Raw genomic sequence first — 18,952 nt, forward strand, 5'->3', positions numbered from 1 at the left:
ATGTTAGAAAGTACAAAAATTTCTTCTTCTCAAACAAAAAAGAGCAAACCAGTAACGGCTTGCTCTTAATCATTTATACATAATTATTCAAATTTATTTTTAATTTTATAATCTTTCTTTAAATCTTCCAACCATGTGCTGTACTCAGAAGATATCTTTTCGCTTAGAGCGGCTTCTTTAGCATCCTCTTTTGATTCTTCATAAGTGGATTCTTTAGCTTCTTTATGGCCTGTAGCTTTAATAATGTGGTAGCCATATTCTGATTTAACCACATCACTTACTTCATCAACTTCTAAAGCGAATGCTGCTTTTTCAAACTCTTCTACCATTTCTCCTTCAGAAATATAGCCGAGCTCTCCACCATTTTCAGCAGATGCTGTATCAGTGGAATTTTCTTTGGCGAGTTCAGCAAAATCCTCGCCGTCTTTGATTTTTTTCAATAATTCCTTTGCTTTGTCTTCGTCTTCAACAAGGATGTGGCTAACTTCAACTTGTTCAGATTGATCATAATTTGCTTTATTCTCTTCATAATAAGCTTTTACTTCATCCTCAGTGATTTCAATATCTTCCTGCATTAACTTTTCGATTTTAATATTTACCGCTATATCCTCTTTTAAATCATCAAGAGTTAAACTGCTAGCTTCAAGTGCTGATTTTAAAGCATCCTCTCCACCATAGCTTTCTATATATGCATCTACTTCTTTATTAATTTCACTATCATTAACTTTTATATTGCGCTCATCTGCTTCCTTTTCAATAACCTTCATCGTAACTAAGCTATCTACAGCAGAAGCTCCATACACATTGGCCATTGTGTCATATAATTCACTTTTAGTAATACGGTCGCCATTGACACTGCCTACTGTTTGAGATTTAGTATAAGCATATGCTCCGCCAGCTATAGCTGCAGTTAATACGGCAGCTGCTGCAATACCAGCAATCCATTTTTTATTTTTACGTTTTTTTGTTTGATCTGTTTTTATTTCAGTAGCTTTCTCTTCTGTATCTGAAGTATTCTTTGTCTCGTTGGTCATAATATAACTCCTATCGAAATAAAATTTATGTTGTCTGTTAACAATACTATAATCATATAATGTGTCAGGAATATGTCAAATATAAAATACCCACTGTCAAATATTGTTTAGTCAATGAAACAATGAATATTATTAGCATTACTATATGTAATATTATCTAATATAGTATATAAAAATATCATAAAGTGAAAATATAACCACTAGTTGAATTTGCACTGTATGTTTTCACTCCCTAAAGGATACTGGTCTACAAAAATAGATCTTCAATCATTAATTTTCTAACATAATAATATGTTCCAACCTTGTCCTAAAGTATGGTTAGACGATTAAAAATAAAAACTCCTTTTCAACTATATTTAAGCACTTTGTGTGAATTAGATTCATTTACGCATTAAAATGAAGATAATAGTAAAATAAAGGGGACTTTATAATGGCAGAGCATCAATTTATTTTAGAGGCTGTTTGGCCTGGATTACGAAACGATATAGGAGAAATACATACTAAAAACCTTCATACTAAAGTTTCGATACCGGAGGAAATGGATGGACCTGGAATCGGAACAAATCCTGATGAAATGTTACTTGGTGCTGCAGCAACCTGTTATATTATTACGCTGGCAGCCATGATGGAACGCAGCTATTTAGAAAAAGAAGGGTTAACCTTACAGTCAGCGGGAATTGTCGATGTAACAAACGGTGTGTTTACCTATAAAAAGATCATTCATCGGCCAACGATTATACTAAAGGACTCTGCAACAAAAGAAGATATCGGACTTGTCCAAAAACTAGCCCAAAAAGCTGAAGCATCCTGCATGGTCAGCCGTGCTCTCAAAGACAATGTAGACATAGAATTAGAAATCACGGTTAAGCGTATTTCTGAATAATGGTTATATACTCTAGAAGATTTTGAGTTTATTCAATCCTAATATCCGTAATAAACAAGAAACAACCTGAGCCCATATGAACTCAGGTTTGTTTATTGTTTATTTAGAGTTGATCTGGAGTACGATCAAGTCCCTTAACAATAGGAATCTCAGTTTTAGCCAACTCTTCTTCAAGGTTTATTCTGGGACTGACGCCTGAATTTTTACCTGCAAAGCTTTCAATTAACTCTTTCATGTCGATACCGGAGGATGCTTTTAATGACTCTTGTAAAGTTGCCATTAAATTCGTCGCATATCCGGTCACTTTATTGGCGCCGCCGCCTGTACCGCCGCTCCCTGTATCAACAATCGTAATTTTATCAATACTGCTCAGCGGTTTAGCCACTTCCCTTGCATATTCCGGAAGCATTTTTAACATCATATCCATAACAGCAGCCTGACCAAATTGCTCGAAGGCTTCTGCGATTTTTTGCTTTGCTTCCGCTTCCGCCAAACCTTTTAAACGAATGATATCCGCTTCGGAAACCCCTTGTGCTCTTTGTGCTTCCGCTTTTGCAAGACCATCTAAACGTACTCTCTCTGCTTCCGCTCTCGCCATTGCTTCGATGCGATATTGATTGGCATCGGCTTCAGTTAATTGCTTTGTTTTTTCCGCAGAAGCTGCTTGTTCAACTGCGTAGCGATCTGCATCCGCCTTTTTCTTCACTTCAGAATCATATTGCTTTTCACGGCGCAAAATTTCTTTTTCTTCTAATTCAATCAGCTTCTGCCGCTCAATGATTTTAATTTGCATCTCTTGTTCCGTAACATCTTGCTTAGAACGTGCAGTCTCCAAATCATATGCCTGATCGGCTTTTGCTTTAGCAATATCCTGTTCACGTCTGAATTCAGCAATTTTCAATTGATTTAATTTTTCTGCCTCTGCGATTTCAGTTGCACGTTCAAGTTCAGCTTTTTGCGCTTCCTTGGATGCTTCAGCCCGTTTGATCCGTGTTTCTTTATCGGCTTCGGCTGTTGCGATATCCGCATCCCTTTTCACCTGAGCTATTCTCGGTTTACCAAGCGATTCCAAATATCCATTTTTATCACGTACATCTTTAATTGTAAATGAAACGATAACCAATCCCATTTTCGCTAAATCCTGTGAGGCAACCCTCTGCACTTCCTGTGAAAATTTTTCACGGTTTTTATAGATTTCCTCAACTGTCATCGAACCAAGAATGGAGCGTAGATGCCCTTCCAGTACTTCTCTTGCTTCCTGTTCACGGTCATCCTTCGTTTTCCCTAAAAATTGTTCAGCAGCCGTTGCAATTTCAGAAATGGTATTACCTATTTTAATAATGGATACACCATCGGCCATTACCGGCACACCCTGTTCGGTATATACTTCCGGTGTTGAAACCTCTAATTTACTCGATAATAAGCTCAACGGCTCAGCTTGCTGGAATACTGGAAGAACGAAGGTCCCTCCTCCGCGTACAATTTTGATTCGATTTCCGGATTCATCAATATGTACATTTTTACTGCCTAAGTAACTGCCCGTGACAATCAATGCTTCATCAGGACCAGCTGTTCTATATTTTGTAACAAAAACTCCTATAAGGGCTAATAAAATAAATACCACTGCACCAACAATACCGTAGATTAATGTCATACTACTCCCACTCTCCTATCCCAGTTCATTTAATTCTTCATGTGGACTGACATGCAGAACACCATTTTGGATATCAATGATTAATACCTTTGTCTCAGATGGTATCGCTTCTTGGTCAAAACTTACGGCCGGCTTTGAAAACGTTCCGCTTTTACTTGTTATTAATACTTCACCATACCCATTAACAGGTACTGATGTTATCACTTTTCCCAACCGTCCCTTTAGTTCATCCTCGGTTATCGTTAAAGATTCATGAGCTGCCGACAAGGGGACTAAAACGAATAGATTAATAATAGAGACAAGTATAAAAGCAATTGCGAAGGAAATAAAAAAAATGGGAAGTGCCCGCAATGAGGTTAAAGAAACAAGCACATACCCTGATCCGCTTGCAATGGTCAAAAAGCTTAGTATAAGGGTTGGGTTTAAAAAGTCAGGGAGGTCTAATCCGGCAAACAGATCATTAAATAATATGAAGAAAAACGTAAGGATACCGGATATAATCAGTGAATATAAGAAAAAATCAGCTAATTCCACCCCTAAAAATTCCATACTAATCAACCCTTTATCAGTTATTTTTCGCTATTCAATGAATCCTTTAATCTTTGTAATTCTGATTCAACTAATTTTTCGGTTTCCATCTTTTTAAACTCATTATCAATTTCAAGATGATTACTTTTAAGCTCTTTACTGACTTCCGCTTCTGCTTCATATTCCATTACTTTTTGTTCCATTCGTTCAAATCCAGCTTTGGCCGAATTTCGACTTTCTGTATGGAAAGAACGATTTACTGAAGTTTGCACTTTAGCAGAAAGCGCTCTTGCCTTTAATGTATCTCTGCGCATCACAAGTTCCTGATAATCAGCTTTCATTTCTCGCAGTCGATTTTGCAAATCCTTGACATTTTGTTTAGCCTGTTCATGCAAATTCTCCAATGAGGCAAGCTCAATCCCGAGCTGAAGTTTGTTTTCTAAAGCTTGTTTTGCAAGCGTCTCTTTACCAGCTTGAATGGCTTCCATTGCCTGAGTATTACGTTTTTCAATCAGTAATTTTAAATCGGTGATTTTTCTGTGGGTTAATTTCTCCTCAGCCATGACCTTTGCAGTTGTCTTCTCTGCTTCTTCAATTTCTTGATTCATTTCTCTTAGGTATTGGTCGGCCATTTTAATGGGATCTTCTGCTTTTTCAATGAGTGCATACAATTCTGAACTGACCACCGTCTTCATTCGTTTAAAAAACTCAAACATCTTATCAACCTCCTAGGATAATCTTACCATTTTATACGGTTGAATATCACTGAAAGTTTCAATTATTTTACAATATTATAATAATTCAAAAAATTTTATTAATGAAATACGATAGTTATTCACACCATGAATAATCTAATCATGCTTTTTGCTCAATCTTTTACTCCGCAATAGCCTTTATAGTAAGCTTAAAAAATAACAACATAGTTATTCTGAAAGGAGATTTTCATTGAATATAGAAAAACCAGAATCAATCGATGCAATTATAAGTGACTTAAATAATGAAATAAGCTACTCTTTAACTACTCTTTCACCGTTTAAAAAAACACCGGAAGAGTTAAAGGCGGCCAGCCAATTGGCTACATTAAGAGATTCAGATATAATGGCTATTTCGTCAATGGCTCGTATATTGATTTCTCAAAGTCAACACCAAACAGATCAAGAAATAGCATCCAAACTAATAAAAGAACTATCCAATTCTCATCCGAATCGTTTCATCAAAAAAATATGCAAAAAGATGGCAAAGCAAAAGTGGGGTGAAAAACATGAGACAGAATGACCTTCATCATTTATGGGAGAAAATTAAGCCAATCACATCAGATCCCATTATCCAAAAACAATTCTGGAGCATTCTTGTCAAACTAATTAAAAACGAACGAAATCTTCAAAACCAACTCCCCATTCAGAAGGAAGAAGTGTAAAAAAGGTTTCCAGAAAACCTGGAAACCTTCTAAGTACCTATTTCTTTTCTTGCACGCGGATTGTGTACGGTGACAGAGAAGCAGAACCTTGAGCATCTTTTAATTTTATATAATAGGTACCTTTTTTAAGACTGATATTTAAAACTTCTGTATCATTTCCAGCATATCGGTCAGAGCCGGCGATTTTTTTGCCATTTTGATAAACCTCAAAGGCTCCATCCAATTCTCTGCCGCCACTTAAAGTGATTTGACCGCTGAAGGCTTTATCCACTTTAAGCTTGTACCAATCTTCATCATTTTTCTTTGTATTAAATGCGTTAAATCGGCCTGTTTTCTCCCATTTTCCCTTCGATTTCTTAAAGCTGATTGGTTTTGATGGTTTATTTTTCTTAATAACAGTCCCGGCATCTTCATCTTTGTGATTCACTTGACTGAGCTTAAACGTATATTGAGTTAAAGAGAATGGTAAATATTCCCCATCACCCATAATCGCGATAAAATACGCTTTACCCTTTTGGAAATAATGTGAGCCATATGCACCTGCAGGATCATAATAGGAATCTATATATTTAATCGTATCTAAATCCGCATCATCTACATTCTTGTTATTATTTTTATCTTCCATTACGGCAATATACGAATAAACATCACCTTTAACTAGTGCAGGGAGTCCTGGTGTGCTTGGTTTATTATTATCCACCGTTAATGCATAGTTACCAGATGCTTTGGCTGTGTATCTAAACAGATCCGTATCCGATAATTTTGCGTAATCTCCTTTAACAGTAGTACCAGGAAGAGTCTTTACGTTTTTCATAGAATCGTTGTTCTCGTATTTATCAGCAGGCTTACCTACCAATCTTGATTCAAAGAAATATTTATCCGTAGAATAGGAATCAGACATCCAATCCATCTCAATCTTCATATAATAGGTTTTTCCAGCTTCAAGTGAGGCATAAAACGTATTAAGCTTTTTGCCGGTAAATGGATCATAATTATCAGCAACTGCTTCTAGTAAACGGATTTCATTTCCGTCTTCACCTTCAGATTCAACGACCTGATAAATGGAGTACGAATGTTTAGCTGTACCTAAATCAAAGGCATGGATTCCTGCTGATGTTACATTGACTTTATACCAATCTTCATCATAGCGTGACTGTAAATAACCCGATTTTTCACTTGTTAATTTATACGGAATGGCCATTTCATTCAGCATTTCAATTACTTCATCGTCGCCTTCTTCTTCCCAATATTCTTCATCATCACCAACATATTCTTCTTCTTCGTCATACTCTTCATCACGATCATAAATGGAATGAATTCCATCCTCGTCCGCTGGCATTTTGACTAGGCTGGCCTTGAAAATATAGGGATCACCGTTTTGTCTGATTGCACCAGTTATCTTGGTAGCCGATGATTCGAATCCTTCTGAAAGGATAAAAAAGTCAAAGAAACTTTCGGAATATCCTTCATATTTGTTAGAAATTTTAATGGTATAGGTTGTTTTAGGCTCAGCAGTGAATACATCCTGTTCACTTTCTCCGATGGTGCCGCTGTTAATTTCCTGTTCAAGAATATTAACATGCGTTGGCTCTTCTTCTGAGTTACCATCCTCTATGTCTCCATCTGCTTCCTTACTCATACCCTCACCTTCAGTAATTTCCTCCTTTTCTTCCAACTCCTCTTCATCTCTAATGTCTGTCAAAGCATAGACAAACATGCTGACGTCTGCACCAGGTGTACCATTTACAGAAAGCTTAATGTTTTCCTCTTTTTCACCCGTTGTAAATTGAAAATAATCATCATCTCCATTTTCGCCAACAAGATGCATTTTTTTACCGGTAGTATCATATGACAATTTTGGTATTATAATCGGGTTTTCTTTACCGGATTCATCTTTTGAAACAGTTACTTTTTTGAATACTAATTCATATTCAGATAATTTGCTTCCGGCCACATCGTAATTTCCGCTAATATCTTTAACACCAACGGTCAAAGTACCATCGTATGGTGCTTTAAAGTAATAACCCTCTGTTTTACCTTCAGTGACATCATCGATTTTTTTCGTGCTTGATTTATCCTTTCCATACATACTCACAAGTAATTGGGAATCAAACACTTTAGATCCCATTAAATTGATTTGATATGTTTCACCTTTTTTTACGGTATGCTTAATCCAGTGCTGTTCCAAAGGTTTCATAAATGTTTTTTTCACCGTATAGCTGCTGCCAACCGTTTTAGCACTTTTCATAATTGTATCCTTATTCCACACGGCAGTAGTTAAGGATGGAATTTTTTTAATATCAAAGCTTAAAGCAGATGATGGGTTGATTAGTCCATATCCATATTTCTTATCGTAGCCCTTCGTACTCAAATCGGTAGCTGTTTTCTTCAAGATGTATTCTACCTGTTCCGGTTTTAATTTAGGATATTTAGATAATAATAAAGAAACCGTACCAGTCACCATTGGAGCTGCCATCGATGTGCCGCTAAATGAAGCAAAAGTCGATTTTTTCTCATAATCATAGATTGGTGCATAAACATTATCCCCAGGTGCTACCAAATCTGTCGATACACCATAGGATGACCAGGATGTCAGTGTTTTGCTTTTATTCACAGCACCGACACTAATGACTCCTTCATATGCAGCCGGGTAACCTTTCATATCAGATCCTTCATTACCAGCCGCAGCAACAATCACAATTCCAGCCGCTTTCGCTTTTTTGATTGCGGCTTCAAGAACCGGTGAACTGAATGGGCCACCTAAGCTTAAATTAATTACCTTCGCTTTCTTTTTAATCGCATATAAAACACCTTCTGCGATATTGTAATCATACGCACCCCATTCTCTATTAAATACATCAATAGATAAAACCGAGGCATTTGGATTTATGCCATATCCGCCAATTCCATTATTCTTCTCAGCTGCAATTATGCCGGCTACATGTGTGCCATGATCCTCCGGCAATGAGGCGTTAACTGGATTATGGACATTATAGCTTGATACAATTTTGTTTTTTAATTCAGGATGATTTTTATCAATTCCCGTATCAATCACAGCCACCAATACTTTATTTTTCCCTGCTTTTTTCTGTGCCACAGGTAAGTTTAACAGCTTGTTATAATATTGTTGACTGATCTTAGGATCGGTTTTGACAGAAGAAGTTTTATACTTTACGCTCGGCGAAATCGATGTGACCGAATTAGATTTACTTAATTCCGTGTAAGCTTGTTTAGCTGCGGATGCTGTTTTAAATTTTACAACTGAATAACCAAGGTTCCCGCCAGCCTTCATCACTTTCCCCTTATATTTGGTCAGGGTTTTCTTAGATAACGATCCACTATGCTTAATAACCAAGGTGTCTGCCTGAATATATTCGTCATATTTCTTCGTTGTTGGTTTGTAAATTTTTTCGGAACTGCGGATTTCATCTCCCTTTTGGTTTATTGAACTCACCTTTGCCGCAGCAAATACCCCACTTGTACCCGACGTGAGCAGCAATGCGGTTACGGCTATGACAGCTACTATCTTTTTCATTCTTTCTCCCCTTTTTGTCTTCACTGATTTTTAAATTGAAGACTATTACCATTTCGTTACATTTATGTAAATAACCTGCTGTTAATTATGAAAAAGATTCGACAAAATTCTTTCTCTGCTATTTTGAAATCGGCAAAAAAACTGTTCAGCATTTATGCCAAACAGCCAGTTATAATTTAAGGTGATTTTATTAATTAAACTGGGACCAAGGTAATATGTATATATTGCATCAGAAAAAATAAGCAATACAGCAGAAGTGCAGCATCATAGACGATGACTGCACTTCTTTTAATTTATCAATTGCTTCTCCGGTTCAACGCTCGTTCAATCTTCTGCCGATCCACATCTTCCACCCAATCCTTATGTTGTTCATATAGCGGGCGCAGTCGTTCAGCGTCTATAGCAATAACCTCACACCCACGGTCATCATAGACAAATAAAATAAGGTCTTTAGTGATGTTCACTAAGAAGACATCCGGATAATGAATGGCGTCCCCTCCGAATCTTGGCTTTAGAGGAAAATCTTCGTGAGTTGCTGCTTTTAATAATTCAGTTATGCGTATGTCCTTTGTTTTACACAATAAGGAAAATTGCTGCGTTTCATATTCTTCTTCATCTAACTCAAAAGGATATGGACATGTTCTCACCTGAATATGATTTAAAGAATTTCTATACTTTAGAAAAGGTTCATATACCTTCAACTTTCTCGTATGCTTTACATTAGTTTTATACGTGTACATATTCGTTACAAGGAATACGTCATCATATTGCTCAAATAATTGATTAAAGATCGTATCAAGTTGCTTGTACACTAGCCTAAATCTTTCACAATTTAGTTCACCATTTTTTTTGAACTGATAATTAGTGCCACCGAGCGTAAAGTGGATTCCTATGTCCCATTGATTATATATACTTGGCATTAATTCGATAGATGGAAATTTCTCCTTCAGATAGTCTATTACTTTCAAAGATTGATTCTCTCTTTCTATTATTAAGTGTATGGCCAATCTTACTAATTAAATAGAATTATTAATTCGGGTCTATTATGCCGTAGAAAAAAATTTACTCACCTGTTAATCCGGTTCCTTTTACATATTGAGAAGGTGTCATAGATGTAATCCGTTTAAAAATCCTACTAAAGTAATTTACATCATTAAATCCAACTAGGTAAGCAACATCTGTGATTGACATATTTCCATTTAATAAATATAACTTGGCCGCCTCTATTCTTTTTAAATTGATGAAATCGGTGATACTTTTGCCTGTCTCCATTTTAAATTTTTTTGATAAATGTGATGGATTCACATGAATAGACTCTGCTATTTCATTAAGCATCAAGGGGCTTTCCAAATTGAAATTAATATATTGCACAGCATTTTTGACAATTGGACTAAACTTTCGTGTTGAGAACTCATTGACGAGTTCACAATATGCATCAAGCATACTCCTCATAAGCTTGTGTAAATATGGAAGATTATCTGCTCTTTCAATCAGAATAGCATATTTTTCTGAAATATCATGTAGATAAACCGGATGAACTCCGCCTTTTTCAGCAGCAATTCTAAATAATGTATTCTGAACAAACGTTAAATTTTTAGTCGATCGAATTGGATTTTCCGGCACCCTATTTTTTAGATGTACATCAGTTAAACCCGTTAATTGGTTTAATGCCCCTTCCTTATCCCCTCTTGCAATGGCATCTATAATTCTTTTTTCTATTTTATAACGGTGTTCAATGATCTTTTCACGATCCTCTTCTTCATGCTGAATAGGTTTTACTGGATTACTTTGTTTATTAATAGTCGGTGTAACCAGCTGTGATGACGAAATATAGTCGTGAGGACACAAATTTACTAATAACTCTCCAATACTTCTTATTTCTTCATCACTTAGGATTGATAAAGTCTCGTAGAAATCTTGATATTGCTTTCTGTCACTAATGGGTAAACTTTGAGAGGAGATAATTTGGCTGATAAATAAATCTGAAGGTAAATCAGACAAAAAAGGGCCAACCATCACTGTGCCTGCATATTGATCATCTTTCCAGATTCCAGCAAAAATACATTCCAATTTAGCCGAATTAATATAATGTAAATATTCATTTTTATTACTTGCCTTTAAAAATTCCGTGATTGATTTATTTTCCTCTTCGTTATTTGCCAATCCACTTGGTATCTGGTGTTTAGCCATTAGGATAATTTTATTTCCATCCAGGTCAAGCAGTTTTACATCCAATTTAACAATTGAACTGACCAGATTACATAGCTGAGCGTATACTTTTATCTGTTCCTGATTCAATCTAAATCATCCTTTAAAATTCACTTTTTTATTTTCATTATACAATGAAAACGCCATCACGAACTAAAAATAATACTAAAAAAACAAAAATTGTACGATATTTTTCTAAAATTAATACCTATAATGAAATTAATTCAGTAAACACTATATATGAAGACAATCTGTTCTTATATCCTGATTGTTTACTGAATTAATTTATAAACAGGGAGTTCAATACATGAGAAAAGTAATTAATCTGAATGACGCATGGAAATTCATTAAAGAAAACGTACAAGATGCAATGAACCAAGTTTATGATGATGCTAATTGGGAGTCCGTAAACGTCCCTCATACGTGGAATGCGATTGATGGCGCAAATGGATTTGATTTTTATAAAGGAGCATGCTGGTACAGAAAAGAATTTACTGTAGATACTATAAATGCCGGCAATAAAGTATATATCGAATTTAATGGAAGCAATAGTGTCACAGACGTTTATGTTAATGGACAACACCTTGGCCAACATCGTGGCGGTTACTCTATTTTCAGATTCGATATTACAGATGTTCTTACTTTCGGAGGTAAAAATACGATTGCCGTAAAAGTCGACAATACAGTTGTTGAAGATGTATATCCTCAAATGGCTGACTTCACTTTCTTTGGCGGAATTTACCGTGATGTTAATTTAGTTATTGCTAGCCATGTTCACTTTGATTTAATGGATCATGGTTCCCAAGGTGTTTATATCGTTCAAGATGAAGTGACGAAGGAACAAGCATCCATTACCCTAAAAACTAGACTTACAAATGATCATGAAGAAGAGAAAAAAGTTCGTTTATGGGCTGATATGCTTGATGCAGAAGGTAAGACAGCTGCTTATGGAGCAAAAGAGATTGTTCTTCCAGCAGGACAAACTACTGTTGTTGAATTGCCAATCAAAATCGAAAACCCAATCCTTTGGAATGGCCGTAAAAATGCCTATATGTATGAAGCTAACCTATCTTTAACAAGCTATAACGATGTAATTGATGAACTTTCCATTCCATTTGGTGTCCGTTACTTTAAAGTGGACCCTGAAAAAGGCTTCTTCTTAAATGGAGAACACCTTCGTCTGAATGGGGTTTCCCGTCACCAGGATCGTAAAGATATGGGCTGGGCAATCACTAAAAAAGAGCACAAAGAAGATATGGAATTTATCAAAGAAGTGGGCGCTACTTCCATTCGTTTGGCCCACTACCAACACGATCAATATTTCTATGATTTATGTGACCGTGAAGGTATGGTTGTTTGGGCCGAGATTCCGTTTATCTCTATCATGTCCAAGACTGAGCTTGAGGGTATAAACGCTAAACAACAAATGGTTGAGTTAATCAGACAAAATTACAACCACCCTTCCATTATGTTCTGGGGTGTTCAAAATGAGATTCAAATTGGCGGTAACAGACCAGAAGTAAGAAAACTTGTTAAAGAACTTAATGAGTTAACGAAAAAAGAAGATCCAACACGTTTAACTACACAGGCCAACGTTATGTTTGTTCCTGATACAGATGAATACAACTATATCACCGACACGATTGGTTACAATAAATATTACGGATGGTATCAAGGTAAGGCAGAAGATTTTGCTGAGTGGATTGATGCTTATCATGCAACGAACCCACAAGTTAGCCTTGGTATCTCTGAGTACGGTGCAGAAGGTATTATCCAGTACCATACAAACGATCCAAAAGTAAAAGATTACACAGAAGAATACCATACTCTATATCATGAAACTGTATGGAATATATTCGCTGACCGCCCATTCCTTTGGTCAACATATGTATGGAATATGTTTGATTTCGGAGCCAACATTCGTGATGAAGGCGGTGTAAAAGGCAGAAATAATAAAGGTTTAATGACTTACGACCGTAAAATTAAAAAAGATGCATTCTATATGTACAAAGCAAATTGGTCTGATGAAAAATTCGTACATATTACAAGCAAACGATTTGTAGACCGTGCAGACGAAAAAATTACAGTTAAAGTGTATTCTAACTGCGAGGATGTAACGTTAGTAATAAACGGGACTACCTATACAGCAGAACGTAACCGCGCTGCCTTTACCTTTAATGATGTGGCACTGGAAGACGGCATGAATACTGTAAAGGCAATCGGTACATCCGAAGGAAATACATTCGAAGATACTGCTCACTTCAATAAAGTGGATGAGCCAAATCCAAGCTACCTAGTTCCAGAAAGTGATGCTGGCGGAGTGGTTGCTAACTGGTTTGACATGCCTGATTTAGATGAAGACATGGAAATTGAAGAACTTGTTATCACTGATGATGTATATTCTACTCGCAATACACTCGGTGAGTTATATAAAAATGAAGAAACTAAGAAAGTATTAGAGAAGTATTTAAAAGGATTCAATGAGGATAATCCAATGTTCGGTATGGCAGAAGGTATGTCAATTGATATGCTGGCATCCATGGCGGATGATATATTTACTGAAAAAATGATGTATGCCATTAACAAAGAGTTAATTAAAATTAAAAAAGCTTAATTTAAAAAATGGAAATAGCGATCTGGGTTTATACCCGGTCGCTATCTTTCCTATATTCTTAGTCAAATAAAGAAGGTGCACGTATTGAAATCAATCATGTTATTTGGTGAAATGCTGTTGCGTTTAACACCAACCAATCATCAAATGTTAATTCAGGCAAGCCAGCTGGATATGATGTATGGTGGTTCTGAAGCAAATATTGCTGTCGCTCTCAGTCATTGGGGTGAAAAAACCTCCTATGCTACTTGCTTACCAGATAATAACCTTGGACTTGCCGCTGTCACACAGTTAAGAAAATATGGTGTAAACACTAATCATATCGTCTATAAAGGCAAGAAAATGGGCTTATATTTTGTTGAACAAGGTCATTCCATCAGACCTACAGAAGTCACTTATGATCGCCAAAACTCCGCTTTTGTTGAAGCTTTGCCAAATGATTATGATTTTGAAGCGATGCTTTCCGAAGTTAAATGGCTCCATGTCAGCGGAATTAGTTTAGGTGCAAGTAAAAATGCACGTGAAACGACTATGGAATTGGTCAAGGCGGCAAAACAAAAAGGCATTAAAATCAGCTTTGACTTTAACTATCGTGCAAAATTATGGACATTAGATGAAGCAAGAAAAGCTTACATCGAAATCCTGCCATATATTGATGTTATTATCGGAAGTTACCTGGACGTTCTAACAATCAGACAGGAAAAAAGAGAAGTTAACACATTCGAAGAAAAAATCGCTTTATTAAAAGAGTTTCAAAAAGAGTATCAGTTTGACCAAATTTACACAACTGAAAGAAATATTCTTGGTAACAATGTACAAGAATTACGATGTGCCATTATAACTGAAACAGAGCACTTCACAGCAGGTCCGGTTAAAGTAAATGTTCTTGATCGAATCGGTACGGGCGATTCATTTGTAGCTGGCGTATTATATGGAATCAACAATCAATACAGTCCTCAAGAAATCATTAATTTTGCCCTATCATCATTCGCCTTAAAACATACCATTATCGGCGATTTTCAAATTGCCAGCAAGGCGGATGTTCAACAATTTGATGTTGAAAATGAAAAAGTAGTTATCAAACGCTAATGAAAGCAGGTGCTAAAAAAGCACCTGTTTTTCATTTTCTCCCCTCTTCTGCTCCCTTTCAATAAAAAGCAATTCTCGAAAAACAAGTTTGAAGATTATGCAATTATGGAGATAGGTATATATATTCTATTAACAGCTTATATAGATTTACAGAAAGTGAGTCGATTGTTCATGCCATCTGAAGTACTAACAACTGATTTTTATATTTTAATAGCAGCGATCCTATTAATCCTCGGAATTCTGTCTACCAAATTCTCAGCAAAATTAGGAGTCCCTTCACTCGTCTTTTTTATACTGGTCGGAATGGCCATGGGAAATGATACCTTCGGCGTAATTAATTTTTCGAATGCAGGATTAGCACAAACGATTGGTGTTCTGGCCTTGATTATTATTTTGTTTGAAGGTGGAATACAAACTAAATGGAAATCATTGCGGCCAATTATTCTCCCTTCCCTTTCACTGGCAACCATTGGTGTTTTGATAACCTCTGCAATAGTTACGATAGCAGCTCATTATATTCTTAATGTTGATTGGCTGATAGCTATGTTATTCGGTTCAATTGTTGGATCAACGGATGCAGCAGCAGTATTTGCTGTATTAAAAGGACAAAACATACAAGACCATTCAGGTAAAACATTAGAGGCTGAATCTGGTTCCAATGACCCGATGGCAATCTTTTTAACCGTGTCCTGTATTGAAATGATTACCTCTTCTGAAGTAAATGTAGTTAATCTAATTGGATCTTTTATTGTCCAGATGGGACTTGGTTTACTGCTTGGATGGATATTCGGGAAAATAGCCGTTGCTGTGCTTAATCGGATCAATTTGGAATCAACTGGCCTTTACCCTGTTTTCGCTGTTACATTCGCTTTATTAACATACGGTATTACTGCGAATCTAAACGGAAGTGGATTACTGGCCGTCTATGTAATGGCTATTATCATTGGAAACTCTGAGGTCGCCTATGAAAAAGCTACACAATTCTTTGCCGAAGGATTTGCCTGGATGATGCAAATTTTAATGTTCATTATATTAGGCTTACTTGTTAATCCCGACGATTTATTTTCACTTGAAATTATCTTAAAAGGCTTATTGCTTTCTGTTATTTTAATCCTGATTGCAAGGCCGGCAGCTGTATTCATTTCTACTATTAAAATGAATTTCAATTTTAAAGAGAAAGTATTTTTATCCTGGGCTGGCTTAAAAGGCTCCGTACCAATTGTCCTGGCGACATTTCCCTTACTTGCAAACATTGGAGACAGCCACCTGATTTTTAATGTTGTCTTCTTTGTTGTATTAACAAGTTGTTTAATACAAGGATCCACCATATCCTTCGTGGCTGGCAAACTTGGATTAGCCGAGCCTGCCAGTGAAACCCCTAAGCATTCACTTGAAATTGTCTCACTGGGTAAGGCCAATGCTGAAATGGTGAAATATCAAATGGAACCGGACTCTTTCTTGATTGGGAAAACACTAATTGAAATACCATTCCCTGACCATACATTGGTCAATGCAATCATAAGAGATGACAAATTGGTTACCCCTACCGGTGACACAGTGATCAAAGAAGGCGATTTTCTCTATGTATTGACACCTAAGTTAAAAAAACGCAGCGTAAAACAGTTACTGCGAAAGAAAAATACTGATAATGAAGAATAATAGTAAGATTAGAAGTTAGTATCCTATTTCAAAACTATGATAGCTTAAAGAACAAAATCTCATCAAAAAATGCCTCCTATCTCAAGGATAGGAGGCATTTTTATTAGACAGTCACTACTTTTATTTCGTTTTTGATCACTTCTGCTTTAAATGTTCTCTTGTCTGGGTGATTAAAGATACAATCCGCAATTCCATCCTCAAGTTGTTCCTGAATAACTCGACGTAATGGACGTGCTCCAAAAGCAGGATTATATCCAAGCTCAGCCAGTTTTTCTTTTACTTCATCTGTTATGGTCAGTTTAAATCCTTCATGATCAAGAATTTCATATAGTTCAGCAAGCATAATATCTACAATTTCAAGTAAGTTTTCTTTTGTTAATGATTTAAACTCAATGATGCTATCAAAACGGTTTAAAAATTCAGGCTTGAAGTAGCTGCCAAGAGATTGAAGAATAGATACTTCTTCCTCTACTCCTCCTGCTCCAAAACCAACTTTCTTAACTTTCTCACCGACTCCTGCATTACTTGTCATGATAATCACTGTGTCTTTAAAGTTTACTGTGCGTCCCTGACTGTCTGTTAAACGTCCATCTTCAAGGATTTGCAAGAACATGTGCATCACATCTGGATGAGCTTTTTCAATTTCATCCAAAAGAATGATGCTATATGGTTTACGGCGAACCTTTTCGGTTAATTGTCCGGCTTCTTCATGTCCGACATATCCCGGAGGAGAACCGATTAATTTAGACACACTGTGTTTCTCCATATATTCACTCATATCTAAACGAATCATAGAGTCTTTTGTGCCAAACAATTCTTCTGCCAATGCTTTTGATAGCTCAGTCTTCCCAACTCCAGTCGGACCTACAAATAAGAATGATCCAATTGGGCGATTTTTGGCTTTTAAGCCGGCACGGCTCCGACGAACAGCTTTCGCCACTTTTTGAACGGCCTCATCCTGACCGATTACTTTATTTTTAAGTTCCTCTTGAAGCTTATTCATTCGAACAGCTTCATCCTCTTGTAGCTTACCTACTGGTATACCTGTTTTCTGTTCGATGATTTTCTGGATATCTTCTACAGTTACCTTCGGCTTTTCACCAGTTCCTGTTTTAAGCATATTTTCAAGTTTTTCTTCTTCGTCTCGAAGTTTGGCAGCCTGTTCATAGGCTTCTGTTTTTAATGCCTGTTCTTTTTCTTTGTGAATTTGCGCCAATCTTTCTTTTACTGATTCTTCACCTTGATTTTCAATTGTCAAATTCAATTTAGAACCAGCTTCATCCATTAAGTCAATGGCTTTATCCGGCAAGAAACGATCTTGAATATAGCGGTGTGACAGTTCTACCGCTGCTTCTAATACTTCATCACTAAATTCAACAGAATGGTAGGATTCATATCTTTCTCTTAATCCTTTTAGAATATCTAACGCTTCTGCAGTTGTAGGCTCATTAACCATTACTGGTTGGAAACGTCTTTCAAGTGCCCCATCTTTTTCAATTTGACGATACTCATTTAATGTTGTTGCACCTACTAATTGTAACTCTCCACGCGCAAGCGCTGGTTTCAGAATATTCCCTGCATCCATGGAGCCTTCTGCAGATCCGGCACCTACAAGCTGATGAATTTCGTCAATAAACAGAATCACATTTTTTCTTGTTTGCAATTCTTGAATAAGCTGCTTCATCCGTTCCTCAAATTGCCCACGAATACCAGTATTGGATACTAAGGAAGCAACATCAAGCAGATATACTTCTTTATCCTTTAGTTTTAAGGGAACATTCCCTTCCGCAATTTTAAGCGCAAGTCCTTCAGCAATCGCTGTTTTACCAACCCCTGGTTCACCGATCAGGACTGGATTATTTTTCGTACGTCTGTTCAATATCTCAATTACACGTTTAACCTCTTCTTCACGTCCAATCACTGGATCAATGAGTCCTGCTTTTGCATTATAAGTTAAGTTACGACCGTATTGATCAAGTAATCCTCCACCATTAGGCGGCTGTGTTTGTGTTCTGACCTGTTTATGCTGGTTGTGATTTGTCTGGTCCATTGAGCCAGACATATCTGACATAAATGAATCTCCGTTACCCTGGTTGAAAAATGATTCTAATGTAAATGGCTTAAATGGATGTAAATTCATTCCTCCCATTTGAGCTCCTAATTTATTGCGTTCCTCTTTATAGCATGAAGAACACAAATGATGATTTTCCTGATGTCCATTCACCCTTAATTGCATCTGTACAGTTGCTTGGTTTTGTTGGCATTTTTCGCAAACCATAGATGTATCCTCCTTATAATTCTAAATTTATTTTATCGTTTTACAGTTACTAAACT

The 18,952-nt window shown here is 36.5% G+C and carries 14 protein-coding genes; 6 read left to right on the forward strand and 8 right to left on the reverse strand.

The genetic code is table 11. The annotated features are described in order from the left end of the window. Positions 1-83 precede the first annotated feature (83 nt). Positions 84-1,034, reverse strand: coding sequence for a peptidylprolyl isomerase (locus AC4BHA_RS01170; RefSeq protein WP_077248015.1), 951 nt, complete (start codon positions 1,032-1,034; stop codon positions 84-86). A gap of 430 nt (positions 1,035-1,464) precedes the next feature. Between AC4BHA_RS01170 and AC4BHA_RS01175 the strand changes: the two genes are divergently transcribed. Continuing rightward, positions 1,465-1,917 (forward strand): OsmC family protein, encoded by a 453-nt coding sequence (locus tag AC4BHA_RS01175; protein ID WP_066103613.1) that lies wholly within the window; start codon positions 1,465-1,467, stop codon positions 1,915-1,917. Positions 1,918-2,020: 103 nt separating this feature from the next. Here AC4BHA_RS01175 and floT read toward each other — a convergent pair whose 3' ends face one another. The 3 genes from floT to AC4BHA_RS01190 are packed head-to-tail and all read right to left on the reverse strand — an operon-like array spanning position 2,021 to position 4,815. Then, positions 2,021-3,571, reverse strand: a complete 1,551-nt coding sequence (floT, locus tag AC4BHA_RS01180; RefSeq protein WP_066103610.1) for a flotillin lipid rafts scaffold protein FloT — start codon at positions 3,569-3,571, stop codon at positions 2,021-2,023. A 15-nt stretch (positions 3,572-3,586) separates the two neighbouring features. Further along, on the reverse strand, positions 3,587-4,120 hold the full coding sequence (locus AC4BHA_RS01185; protein WP_066103608.1) for an NfeD family protein: 534 nt from the start codon (positions 4,118-4,120) through the stop codon (positions 3,587-3,589). A 20-nt stretch (positions 4,121-4,140) separates the two neighbouring features. Next, positions 4,141-4,815 (reverse strand): PspA/IM30 family protein, encoded by a 675-nt coding sequence (locus tag AC4BHA_RS01190; RefSeq protein ID WP_490558022.1) that lies wholly within the window; start codon positions 4,813-4,815, stop codon positions 4,141-4,143. Between the two features lie 229 nt (positions 4,816-5,044). Between AC4BHA_RS01190 and AC4BHA_RS01195 the strand changes: the two genes are divergently transcribed. Next, complete coding sequence (locus tag AC4BHA_RS01195; RefSeq protein WP_066103604.1) at positions 5,045-5,374, forward strand: hypothetical protein; 330 nt, start codon at positions 5,045-5,047, stop codon at positions 5,372-5,374. Beyond that, complete coding sequence (locus AC4BHA_RS01200; protein WP_175354253.1) at positions 5,361-5,516, forward strand: hypothetical protein; 156 nt, start codon at positions 5,361-5,363, stop codon at positions 5,514-5,516. Before AC4BHA_RS01195 ends, AC4BHA_RS01200 begins: the two co-directional genes overlap by 14 nt. Before the next feature lie 37 nt (positions 5,517-5,553). On the opposite strand, the gene AC4BHA_RS01205 is transcribed toward AC4BHA_RS01200, so the two are convergent. The 3 genes from AC4BHA_RS01205 to AC4BHA_RS01215 form a co-directional block, all read right to left on the reverse strand. After that, complete coding sequence (locus AC4BHA_RS01205; RefSeq protein WP_490558023.1) at positions 5,554-9,051, reverse strand: S8 family peptidase; 3,498 nt, start codon at positions 9,049-9,051, stop codon at positions 5,554-5,556. A gap of 296 nt (positions 9,052-9,347) precedes the next feature. Further along, positions 9,348-10,019, reverse strand: coding sequence for a DUF3885 domain-containing protein (locus AC4BHA_RS01210; protein ID WP_066103600.1), 672 nt, complete (start codon positions 10,017-10,019; stop codon positions 9,348-9,350). Between the two features lie 94 nt (positions 10,020-10,113). Further along, complete coding sequence (locus AC4BHA_RS01215) at positions 10,114-11,349, reverse strand: helix-turn-helix domain-containing protein (RefSeq protein WP_066103598.1); 1,236 nt, start codon at positions 11,347-11,349, stop codon at positions 10,114-10,116. A 217-nt stretch (positions 11,350-11,566) separates the two neighbouring features. Here AC4BHA_RS01215 and AC4BHA_RS01220 point away from each other — a divergent pair, with 217 nt between their 5' ends. From AC4BHA_RS01220 to AC4BHA_RS01230, 3 genes are all read left to right on the forward strand, one after another. Beyond that, positions 11,567-13,873, forward strand: a complete 2,307-nt coding sequence (locus AC4BHA_RS01220) for a glycoside hydrolase family 2 protein (RefSeq protein ID WP_148629757.1) — start codon at positions 11,567-11,569, stop codon at positions 13,871-13,873. 84 nt (positions 13,874-13,957) lie between these two features. Further along, complete coding sequence (locus tag AC4BHA_RS01225; RefSeq protein ID WP_066103594.1) at positions 13,958-14,959, forward strand: sugar kinase; 1,002 nt, start codon at positions 13,958-13,960, stop codon at positions 14,957-14,959. Positions 14,960-15,130: 171 nt separating this feature from the next. Further along, the gene (locus AC4BHA_RS01230) at positions 15,131-16,618 is read left to right on the forward strand and encodes a potassium/proton antiporter (RefSeq protein WP_139892017.1); all 1,488 of its coding nucleotides are present in this window, start codon (positions 15,131-15,133) and stop codon (positions 16,616-16,618) included. Positions 16,619-16,721: 103 nt separating this feature from the next. On the opposite strand, the gene AC4BHA_RS01235 is transcribed toward AC4BHA_RS01230, so the two are convergent. Beyond that, positions 16,722-18,896, reverse strand: coding sequence for an ATP-dependent Clp protease ATP-binding subunit (locus AC4BHA_RS01235; protein WP_490558024.1), 2,175 nt, complete (start codon positions 18,894-18,896; stop codon positions 16,722-16,724). Positions 18,897-18,952 lie beyond the last annotated feature (56 nt).

The sequence above is a fragment of the Pradoshia sp. Z3_51 genome (assembly GCF_058215915.1).

Excerpts from the sequence above, each read along its gene's own strand:
- floT (WP_066103610.1), bottom strand. The coding sequence starts at position 3,571 with ATGACATTAATCTACGGTATTGTTGGTGCAGTGGTATTTATTTTATTA.
- AC4BHA_RS01170 (WP_077248015.1), bottom strand. The coding sequence starts at position 1,034 with ATGACCAACGAGACAAAGAATACTTCAGATACAGAAGAGAAAGCTACT.
- AC4BHA_RS01235 (WP_490558024.1), bottom strand. The coding sequence starts at position 18,896 with ATGGTTTGCGAAAAATGCCAACAAAACCAAGCAACTGTACAGATGCAA.
- AC4BHA_RS01230 (WP_139892017.1), top strand. The coding sequence starts at position 15,131 with ATGCCATCTGAAGTACTAACAACTGATTTTTATATTTTAATAGCAGCG.
- AC4BHA_RS01185 (WP_066103608.1), bottom strand. The coding sequence starts at position 4,120 with ATGGAATTTTTAGGGGTGGAATTAGCTGATTTTTTCTTATATTCACTG.
- AC4BHA_RS01190 (WP_490558022.1), bottom strand. The coding sequence starts at position 4,815 with ATGTTTGAGTTTTTTAAACGAATGAAGACGGTGGTCAGTTCAGAATTG.
- AC4BHA_RS01200 (WP_175354253.1), top strand. The coding sequence starts at position 5,361 with ATGAGACAGAATGACCTTCATCATTTATGGGAGAAAATTAAGCCAATC.
- AC4BHA_RS01205 (WP_490558023.1), bottom strand. The coding sequence starts at position 9,051 with ATGAAAAAGATAGTAGCTGTCATAGCCGTAACCGCATTGCTGCTCACG.
- AC4BHA_RS01220 (WP_148629757.1), top strand. The coding sequence starts at position 11,567 with ATGAGAAAAGTAATTAATCTGAATGACGCATGGAAATTCATTAAAGAA.
- AC4BHA_RS01175 (WP_066103613.1), top strand. The coding sequence starts at position 1,465 with ATGGCAGAGCATCAATTTATTTTAGAGGCTGTTTGGCCTGGATTACGA.